This window comes from Nocardia sp. CY41 (genome assembly GCF_009829325.1).
Lineage (GTDB): Bacteria > Actinomycetota > Actinomycetes > Mycobacteriales > Mycobacteriaceae > Nocardia.
In genome coordinates, this window is record NZ_VUOS01000068.1 from 1 (window position 1) to 9381 (window position 9381).

Below are 9381 nucleotides of genomic sequence, written 5' to 3' on the forward strand. Positions count from 1 at the left end.
CCGCAATGGGCACCTACGTCACCAAAATCTGCCGCACCGAACTAGGCACCTACCCCGACTACGAACTCGCCCAACGCTATCGCGCATGGCTCGCCGCAGCATGACTTGACACAAATAGGAGCATCAGGTGGTGAGAAGTTCGATGAGGCGGCGGTTGGCTTCCAGGGCCTGCGCTGAGGTGACCTCGGCCAGTGCGGCGTGTTCGGTGAGTGTGACGCGGAGGTGGTCGGCGGCGGGCCGGGGATCGGTATCGGTGGTGTCGGAGGTTGCGAGTCCGGTCAGGGCAGCGCGGAGCAGGCGGCGGCGTTGGTAGGTGCTCCACACTGCGTGCAGGGCCTGTTCGTCACCGTCGTGCAGGGCCGCTGCCACGTCGGCTCCGGCGGGGAGGTAGTGGTGGGCAGCAGTGTGCTGGTCGCCCATGCGTGAAATCTACAGGCCATCGCCGGTGCCTTGGAGTGCACTGTGTGGCACCGAGCCTGTGTTCACGATGTGAGATACGACTCGATGCGGGTTGCGGCGGGCCCGGTAGGTTTTCTGCTTGCTAATCTATGCAAATAGCAGGGTGGTCGACCGAAAGGCGGGAAGATGCCGGGATCGAGCAGGCCCTTGTATCAGATGAAGGCGGAGTTCTTCAAGACGTTGGGACATCCGGTGCGGATTCGGGTGCTGGAGTTGCTCAGTCAGCGGGAGCATGCGGTGTCGGAGATGCTGGCCGATATCGATGTCGAGGCGGCGAATTTGTCGCAGCAGCTGGCCGTGTTGCGGCGGGCAGGGTTGATCACCAGTCGCCGGGAGGGTTTGTCGGTGACCTATGAGCTGACCTCGCCGCAGGTGGCGCAGCTGCTGACCGCGGCGCGGGCCATCTTGACCGGGGTGGTGGCGGGTCAGGCGGAGGTTCTGGAACAGCCCGCCTGACGGTTCGGGCTCTCGGCGATCCTCGCGGCGCGTATTGGGTGGGGAAAACCGCGGGTTCCTGTTTGCATATTTTCCTACATAGTCATCTAGTTGTTTACGGAGGAGATAGTGGTGGATACCGATCACATGCCCGCGCCGGCGATGGCGCCGGTGGCCGCGCCCACTGGTCATGCGCAGGTCTTGGCGTGGGTGGCCGAGGTCGCGGATCTGACCGCGCCCGAGGATGTGGTGTGGTGCGATGGGACCCGGGAGGAGTGGGATCGGTTGACCGCTCGCTTGGTGGACAAGGGCACCTTTGTGGCGTTGTCGGGGAAGCCGAACTCGTTCTGGTGTGTCTCTGATCCCGAGGATGTGGCGCGGGTGGAGGACCGCACCTTCATCTGCTCTCGAGACAAGCGGGATGCGGGGCCGACGAACAATTGGGTGGATCCGGTGGATATGCGCACGGTGATGAGCGAGCACTATCGCGGTGCGATGGCCGGGCGCACCATGTATGTGATCGCGTTCTGCATGGGTCCACTCGATGCCGAGGACCCGAAATACGGTGTGCAGATCACCGATTCGGAGTATGTGGCGGTGTCGATGCAGATCATGACCCGCTCCGGAGCCTCGGTGTGGAACAAGCTCGGCGCGGCAGCGGAGTTCGTCCAGTGTCTGCACTCGGTCGGTGCACCGCTGAGCCCGGGACAGGCGGATGTGGCGTGGCCGTGTGACCACACGAAATACATTGCGCATTTCCCCGAAGACCGCACCATCTGGAGTTACGGCTCCGGCTACGGCGGCAACGCCCTGCTGGGCAAGAAGTGCTTCGCGCTGCGGATCGCCTCGGTTCTGGCCCGCGACGAGGGGTGGCTGGCCGAGCACATGCTGATCCTCAAACTCACTTCCCCGCAGGGCCGTACCCATTATGTGGCGGCGGCGTTCCCGTCCTCCTGCGGCAAAACCAACCTCGCCATGCTCGAACCCGCCCTGGAGGATTGGAAGGCCGAAACGGTCGGCGATGATATCGCCTGGTTGCGGTTCGGTCCTGACGGCCGGTTGTATGCGGTGAACCCGGAGGCCGGGTTCTTCGGTGTCGCCCCGGGCACCGGGGCGAAGACCAACCCGAACGCGATCGCCACCATCTCCCGTGGCAATTCGATCTTCACCAACACCGCTCTCACCGATGACGGGGATGTGTGGTGGGAAGGACTCACCGACACCCCACCGCCGCATCTGACCGATTGGCGTGGCAACGACTGGACTCCCGAGTCCGCGACCGGGCCGGCCGCGCATCCGAACTCGCGGTACTGCACCCCGATCGAGCAGTGCCCGTCGGTGGCCCCGGAATGGGACGACCCGGCCGGGGTGCCGCTGTCGGCGATCTTCTTCGGCGGCCGCCGTGCCACCACGATCCCGTTGATCGCCGAATCCTTCGACTGGACCCACGGGGTGTTCACCGCCTCGGTGCTGTCCTCGGAAACCACTGCCGCCGCTGCGGGCCGGGTCGGTGTGATGCGCCGGGACCCGATGGCGATGCTGCCGTTTCTCGGGTATCACGTCGGTGACTACTTCGCGCACTGGCTGCACCTCGGCGAAACAGCGGACCCGGGCAAGCTGCCGAAGATCTTCCAGGTCAACTGGTTCCGCCGCGACGCCGACGGACGGTTCCTGTGGCCAGGATTCGGCGACAACGTGCGCGTGCTGAAATGGGCGCTGGAACGGATCGAAGGCACCGCGGCAGCCGACGCCACCGCGATCGGCTATGTCCCGGTGCCGCGCTCGCTGGACCTGTCCGGATTCTCCGAAGCGGACCAACGCTCGGCACGGGCCGCGCTCGAAGTCCACCACGACGAATGGGCCGCCGAAGTCGCTTCCATCGAGGATTGGTACGCCAGCATCGGTGCCGACACGCTACCCAATCCGCTGTGTGATCAGCTCGCCGCGCTGAAGAACCGCCTGGCCCACACCCCGGCCCGACCCGCCGACACCGCCGCAGGTGCGTCGTGACCCTGCGCGCGCTGCTGCCCACTCGGGCGGACTGGACGCCGACGCTGCGCCGCCCGGGCCCGGACTTGCTCGCCGGTGTCATCGTCGCGCTGGTGGCATTGCCGTTGGCACTCGGGTTCGGGATCAGTTCCGGTCTCGGTGCCGCTGCGGGCCTGGCCACCGCGATCATCGCCGGTGTGGTGGCCGCGGTGTTCGGTGGCTCCCGGTTCCAGGTGTCCGGTCCTACCGGCGCCATGACCGTGGTGTTGCTGCCGATCATGGCCGAACACGGCGGACCCGGCGTACTCGCCGTCGGATTGATGGCCGGTGTGGTACTGGTCGTTCTCGCCGCCGCCGGTGTCGGTCGCGCGGTCCGCTATATGCCGGCGCCGGTGATCGAGGGATTCACCGCGGGTATCGCTGTGGTGATCGCGTTGCAGCAGTTCCCATCGGCCCTCGGCGTCGGCGAGGCCGAGGGCGAGAAGATGTGGCAGCTGGCCTCCGACGCAGTCGGCCGCTACCTCGACCATCCCCACCCCGCCCCGCCGGTCACCGCGCTGCTGGTCGCCGCCGCCGTGCTGATCGGCGGCCGCTACCTGCCCAAACTGCCATTCGCGCTCCTGGCGGTCGCGGTCGCCACCGCTGTGGCCGGACTCGCCGGGCTCGACCTCACCCGTATCGGGGCCCTGCCCGCGGGGCTGCCCGCCCCCTCCCTCGGGTTCCTCGACCCCGGCCAGCTCGCCTCGCTGATCGCTCCCGCGCTGGCCGTGGCCGCGCTCGCCGCGCTGGAATCACTGCTGTCGGCCACCGCCGCAGATTCGATGTCGGTGGGCACACGCCACAACCCCGACCGCGAACTGTTCGGCCAGGGCCTGGCCAACATCGCCGCACCACTATTCGGTGGCGTCCCCGCCACCGGCGCGATCGCCCGCACCGCCGTCAACGTCCGATCCGGTGCCCGCACCCGCCTCGCCGCCCTCACCCACGCGGTCGTGCTGGCCGCCCTGCTCTACCTCGCCGCACCACTGGTCGCCCAGATACCGCTGGCCGCCCTCGCCGGTGTCCTGCTGGCCACCACGGTGCGGATGGTCGAAACCGCGTCCCTGGCCGCGATCGCCCGCGCCTCCCGCGGTGACACCGCGATCATGGTGATCACCTTCGCCGCCACCGTCGCCTTCGACCTCGTCACCGCCGTCGCTATCGGTGTCGGGATCGCGGTCCTGCTGGCCCTGCGTTCGGTCGCCCGCGAAGCCCGCCTGGACCAGGTCCCCCTCGACGAGGGCGACCACCTCACCGAAGAACACGACCTGCTGCGCGACCACATCGTCGCCTACCGCATCGAGGGCCCGCTGTTCTTCGCTGCCGCGCACCGATTCCTGCTCGAACTGGCCGACGTCTCCGACGTGAAAGTCGTCATCCTGCGGATGTCTCGCATCACCGCCCTCGACACCACCGGTGCGCTCGTGCTCAAAGACGCCATCGGAAAGCTCGAACACCACCACATCACCGTCCTCATGTCCGGGCTGCGCGCCGATCACCTCCGCCGCCTCACCGCGATCGGTGCTCTACCTGCTGCGGGCGAGGAAGCAATCTTCGACAACACGGTCGACGCGATCGCTCACGCGCGCGGCGAACTTCCCGAACCCGTCAGCGGAATTCGATGAGCGGCGAACCGGCAACGCCGACCTTGACCCAGCGTGTGCGCTATATCGCCGGCGCGACCCTGCCACCGTCGATGCACCAATGGGTGATCGACGACCTCACCGGCCCCGGCGCGGCACGCCGATACCATCTGCGGATCCTGCTGCCGATCATGGCACCGCTGTGCGTGTTCCTGCTCATTCCGGGACCGCTGTGGATGGGGTTGGCGATGATGGCGCTGCTGTACCTGCCACTGATCTACTTCACCACCGCGCTCATGTACGTCTACCGCCGCCACCGCCTTGCCAAGCACGGACTCGACCCGGCACTGGCCGATGCGCGAGAGCGCCAGAAACACGCCGCAGAACGCGAGGCCTACGAACGACGCCACGGGCGGTGAAGCGCTGTCGGCGTCGTCCGATACAGTCCCGCATCCCCACGTCTCCGAAAACACCGTCCGGCATGTCCCCCGCAGCTCGATTCCTCGAAGACATGCCTCATTCGTCGTCACGAGAGTCGGGATCGCGCAACGGTCGGTGGGTTCCACCGAGATCGGGTAGATGAAAGCTGTAGTGCCCGTCGATGCCGATGTGGCTCCTGATGAACGGCGAGAGCCGGGCCACATCCGCATCCAGCACCGGGTAACCCTGGCCGCGCAGCTCGGCCAGCACGCGGTCCATGTAGACGGTGTTCCACAGCACCACGCAGTTCAACACCAGGCCGAGCGCGGAGAGCTGGTCTTCCATCCCTTCGTAGTAGACCCGGGTCATCTCGCCTTTGCGGCCGTGGAAGATCCGGCGCGCGAGATCGTGGCGGCCCTCGGTGACGTTGGCCTGGGCTTTGATCTCGCGGCGGTAGGGTTCGTCGTCGGCGAGCCGCAGCACGTGCAGGGTCTTGAAGATCCGCCCGAAATGCGCGACCGCGTGCCCGAGTGAGGTCGGTTGTCCGTCGCGGGAGATCATGCGTGTGACCTCGTGCGCGGACACTTCGCCGGTGTGGATGGATACCGCGATCCGGCACATGTCCTCCCAGTGCCGGCCGATCCGCTCGACATCGATGCGACCGCGGGCGGCCTTGTCCAGGGGGCCGTAGTCGGCGGCCGGGTCGATGCGCCACAACCGCTGGTCGGGCAGGTTTGCCAGCTGCGGGCGGTATTGGCGGCCGAGCAGGTGCAGCAGGCCGAACACGATATCGCTGTAGGAACCGGTATCGGTGATGATCACCTCCGGCACCGTCCCACCCTGCTGTCGCAGCACCACATCCACCGCATGCAGCGAATCACGCGGGGTCCCCGACAGCACCTGGGCGGCAAGTCCGGAGGCTTGGTCGTTGATCATGTTCAGCCAGGTGATCCCGCGTTTGCGGCCGAAGTACTTCGCGTTCGGGCGGGCGTGGATGGTGCGCACCGGGACCACGAACCGCAGCCCGTCCACCGACGCGACCAGCCCACCGCCCCAGGCCTGGGCCAGCGGGATCCGGGCCTGGGCCTCGACCAGGGCGGTGTTGGCGGCGGCCAGGGTGTCGAACCGGATGTAGGACTGGTCGACGTGGTGCAGCCGGTCCCGGGTCAACGCTTCCACCCCGGGGCTGGTGACCGGCCCGAACCCGACGTTCATCGCGTGCGCGCACAACACCGCCGCGACCGACAAACCGAGATCGGCGACCCGAGCCGGATTGCCGGAGGCGTGGGTGAAGGCCTCGGTGAACCCGGGATGCCACGACATCACCTCCAGCACCAGCTCGGGCAGATCGATGCGCGGCAGCATCGCCTCCACCCGGCGGCGCAGATCGGTCAGGCTCGGCGGATCGGGTACCGCGGTCAGCGCGGCGGCGTGCAGCTTGCCGTCGTCGTCGACCGTGGCCGGCGTATCGCCGTCGAGCCGGGCCGCGACCTCCCGATACGCGGTATCCAGTGCTTCGGCATGCTCGGCGAGTATCGTCGACGGCTCGTGCGGTAGACCGAGTGCGTTGAGTCCGGCCTCGCGGGCGGTTTCCCAACTCGCGCCGGTCAGCAGGTGCGCGCGAGGATCACGCCATTTCGACGAAGCCTCCACGAAGATGTTGCGGTGCTTGAGATGACGGTGGAACTGCTCGAGCACACAGAACGTGTACGCGGCCCGATCGACGGTTTCGGCCGGGCGACCGGTCACATAGACCAGCCGGGACCACGCGCCGCCGATCAGGTCGTGATCGACCCGGTGAGCATCGAGCCACCGCGCTCCCGGCTTGCCGGGTTTCGCCGTGATCAGCTCGGCCAGAATGCGCATCGCAGCCAGTACTGGCGCACCCTCAGGGGTCGCACCGAAGGCCAGGCCGCGCAGCAACCGGGGCAGAAAAGGCCGCACGGTCGCGAACCGGCCGGCCAGCTCCTCAGCGCGCTGACCGTCCAGTTCGGCGTCCCCGGGCGGGACCAATTCGTCGATGACCGCGACCGCCGACCGCAACACGGTGCCGGTCACCTTCGCCTCGATCAGATCCCACACCACCCCCAGCTCGATGCCCTGATCGATCTCCACCATCTCCAGCAGCACCCGCACCGCCTCGGCCAGTTTGCCCGCGTTCCGTGAGACCTGCGGATAGCGGCGCAGCTTCTCCTCTTTCGACTGCATTCGATGAATGCTGTATCAAAAGCTTTTTCGCACAACGTAGCTCGTGATCAGATGGATTCCGTCGCGCCCGGTCCTCACAACACCGGGGGCGCGGCACCCGCAGGTAGGCAACGGCCCCGGCTCCCTCATTAGCCGACAGTGAGGGAGCCGGGGTCGTTTCGGCTCACGTCAGGGTGCGGTTATGCGTTGCAGTGTTCGCGGGTGGCCTGGACGTCACCGACTGCCCCCGCCAAAATCCCCACCCTCGGAGCCGCCGCCGACACGCACGGAATCGCAAGTGTCTTGAAACCAAGGTTCCGGGGGCTGTTCTACATCCTGGGCTACCTCATTCCGGCGCAACTGCGCGGGTCTGAGCGGGTCAGTTCAGACGGTCAGCAGTTCATCGAGCCGGGCGCGCTGCTCAGGCGCAGTCTGGAAGAACCAATTCCCCTCGCCGTCGATGTGCACCGGAGCCTGCCCGACCGCATCGAGCAACGCGTGCAGCCGCGGGTACGGCGCGGCGCGGACTCGCTCGACGATTCCGGGCTCGCGCCACCACTCGACCGAGGCGGAAGAGAGATCGACTCCAGCACAGCGCAACCGCGCGGCCATGACCGGGTCGGCGGCGAGAGCATCGGTGAACATGCTGTCGTCGGCCGCGACGACGGTGTAGTCCAGGACCAGTTCCTCTCGAGGCACCGTCATATGCGAGCCCACCGAGAGCCGACCTTCGGCATAGGCCGCGCGCGATGCCGCTCCACCTCCAAGTGTGATCGGCCGCGCGGCCGATCACCGGCATCGGCAACGAGGCGCGAGCCTCCGGGTACTGCGTCACGGTCGCGTCGATCCACCGACCCGATCCGGGCAGCCACAGCACACAGTGCCCGTTGAAGTGCTCTCCTTCGAAGAATGCCCCACCGCCGCCGTAGCGGGTCAACGTCCCTCGCGTGCGATGGGCGATCACCAGCTCGACCGCGGTCGGTCGGGCTTGGACACCGATCATGTCGTAGGCATGCTGCAGCGTGATCGCAGCCGAGACACACAGATTGGCCTGCACACCGCGGGAGAGGTGCAACAACAGCATCGGCGGCAACATCTCCACCAGCTGGTCCGGCGGCGCAGCGGCGAGCATGTTCGCGATGACCTGCGGCGGGATACCCAACCGGCCCGCGGTGTAGCCGCTGCTGCGTGCGCCAGCCCGGCCGTTGGATCGGCGTGCGTGGTCTTTTGGCTTGCGCCCCTTGGACTTCGGCATCGGTAACTCATCCCCCTCCATATCAGCCTGGCATAGACAACCAGCATGGCCCGAGCCGCCGACAACGTGGCCTGAACTGCGAGTGTGGTCAACTCACCGCCGAGTGTCGGTGTCCTGCGCCACAATTCGTCGATGGGGACATCAGCGAAGCACACAGTGGAGATCGGATACGCGACGGGCAAGGACATTCAGCGGCACTTCCGTCGGTGGGCCCGATCGGTGGGGGTGGAGAGCAGTCCGCTGGGCCGGATCGGGCCCACGCTCGCCGACGCGTGGGCCCGCGACCAGCTCAGCTCGACCCTGGTACCGGACCTGCCTGGCGTGCTGAGCGAGATGATCGCCGCGCAGGGTCCTGAAACCACCATCTGTTCGCGCAGCATCGTGCTCAGCGCCCGTGTGGATGGTCGAGTCATCGGCGGCCTGGTCGCCCGGCCGCAACGATGGCTCATCGACGGTGTCCAGCCCTTCGGCGTGCAGGCGCAGATGCAGACGCTGGTGCGGGTGATGAAACTCGAGATCGTCACCGTCGAGCCGGAGTATCAGCGCCGACGTATCGCCACCACCATGGTCGAATACGCCCTCGAGGTGCTGGAGAAGGCTCACGTGCACCTGGTGTACGGGTCCTTTCCCGCCGATCGGCAGTTGGGGCCGTTCTACCGGTGCCTCGGATTCACCGTGCTCAAGCAGGGCTACGGCATCAGCATCGACGGAGCGACCGGCGCCCCGCTGGCCATCGCCACCGAAGACGACGAACGCACATTCGCCAGAAAACTCGGCGACGGACCGGACATCGACATCAGCCACCCCGGCGAAGCGCCCATCATTCGGTAGACCGACAGCACGTCAATCACAAGCTCAGTTCCGTGCTCGAAACCGGAATCTTCGCACAACAGTCGTCGGATCCCGGCGGCCGGTCGAGAACTCTCCTGGACGCGACTTCGGCCCCGGTGCAGGATCCGGGGCCGAAGCGGTAGTGAGGCGAACTTCCTCGACGGGATATCGAGGCCCCGTCGA

At 67.0% G+C, this 9381-nt stretch carries 8 protein-coding genes; 5 read left to right on the plus strand and 3 right to left on the minus strand.

Annotation, left to right across the window (positions count from 1 at the left end):
• Positions 1-123: 123 nt before the first annotated feature.
• On the minus strand, positions 124-420 hold the full coding sequence (locus GVY64_RS35950; RefSeq protein ID WP_159851024.1) for a hypothetical protein: 297 nt from the start codon (positions 418-420) through the stop codon (positions 124-126).
• Between the two features lie 165 nt (positions 421-585).
• Here GVY64_RS35950 and GVY64_RS35955 point away from each other — a divergent pair, with 165 nt between their 5' ends.
• The 4 genes from GVY64_RS35955 (at position 586) to GVY64_RS35970 (ending at position 4924) form a co-directional block, all read left to right on the plus strand.
• Complete coding sequence (locus GVY64_RS35955) at positions 586-915, plus strand: ArsR/SmtB family transcription factor (protein WP_030519358.1); 330 nt, start codon at positions 586-588, stop codon at positions 913-915.
• A 126-nt stretch (positions 916-1041) separates the two neighbouring features.
• Positions 1042-2904, plus strand: coding sequence for a phosphoenolpyruvate carboxykinase (GTP) (locus GVY64_RS35960; protein WP_236567525.1), 1863 nt, complete (start codon positions 1042-1044; stop codon positions 2902-2904).
• A 2-nt stretch (positions 2905-2906) separates the two neighbouring features.
• Positions 2907-4547 (plus strand): SulP family inorganic anion transporter, encoded by a 1641-nt coding sequence (locus GVY64_RS35965; protein WP_159851035.1) that lies wholly within the window; start codon positions 2907-2909, stop codon positions 4545-4547.
• Positions 4544-4924, plus strand: a complete 381-nt coding sequence (locus tag GVY64_RS35970; protein ID WP_159851026.1) for a DUF5313 family protein — start codon at positions 4544-4546, stop codon at positions 4922-4924. Before GVY64_RS35965 ends, GVY64_RS35970 begins: the two co-directional genes overlap by 4 nt.
• Before the next feature lie 97 nt (positions 4925-5021).
• Here GVY64_RS35970 and GVY64_RS35975 read toward each other — a convergent pair whose 3' ends face one another.
• Positions 5022-7133: a Tn3 family transposase gene (locus GVY64_RS35975; protein ID WP_236567524.1), complete on the minus strand. Its 2112-nt coding sequence runs from the start codon at positions 7131-7133 to the stop codon at positions 5022-5024.
• A gap of 363 nt (positions 7134-7496) precedes the next feature.
• Complete coding sequence (locus GVY64_RS35980) at positions 7497-7817, minus strand: hypothetical protein (RefSeq protein ID WP_159851028.1); 321 nt, start codon at positions 7815-7817, stop codon at positions 7497-7499.
• A gap of 682 nt (positions 7818-8499) precedes the next feature.
• Between GVY64_RS35980 and GVY64_RS35985 the strand changes: the two genes are divergently transcribed.
• Positions 8500-9198: a GNAT family N-acetyltransferase gene (locus tag GVY64_RS35985; RefSeq protein WP_159851030.1), complete on the plus strand. Its 699-nt coding sequence runs from the start codon at positions 8500-8502 to the stop codon at positions 9196-9198.
• Positions 9199-9381 lie beyond the last annotated feature (183 nt).

Coding starts and splice junctions, on each gene's coding strand:
- GVY64_RS35985 (WP_159851030.1), top strand. CDS start 8,500: ATGGGGACATCAGCGAAGCACACAGTGGAGATCGGATACGCGACGGGC.
- GVY64_RS35955 (WP_030519358.1), top strand. CDS start 586: ATGCCGGGATCGAGCAGGCCCTTGTATCAGATGAAGGCGGAGTTCTTC.
- GVY64_RS35970 (WP_159851026.1), top strand. CDS start 4,544: ATGAGCGGCGAACCGGCAACGCCGACCTTGACCCAGCGTGTGCGCTAT.
- GVY64_RS35980 (WP_159851028.1), bottom strand. CDS start 7,817: ATGACGGTGCCTCGAGAGGAACTGGTCCTGGACTACACCGTCGTCGCG.
- GVY64_RS35960 (WP_236567525.1), top strand. CDS start 1,042: ATGCCCGCGCCGGCGATGGCGCCGGTGGCCGCGCCCACTGGTCATGCG.
- GVY64_RS35950 (WP_159851024.1), bottom strand. CDS start 420: ATGGGCGACCAGCACACTGCTGCCCACCACTACCTCCCCGCCGGAGCC.
- GVY64_RS35975 (WP_236567524.1), bottom strand. CDS start 7,133: ATGCAGTCGAAAGAGGAGAAGCTGCGCCGCTATCCGCAGGTCTCACGG.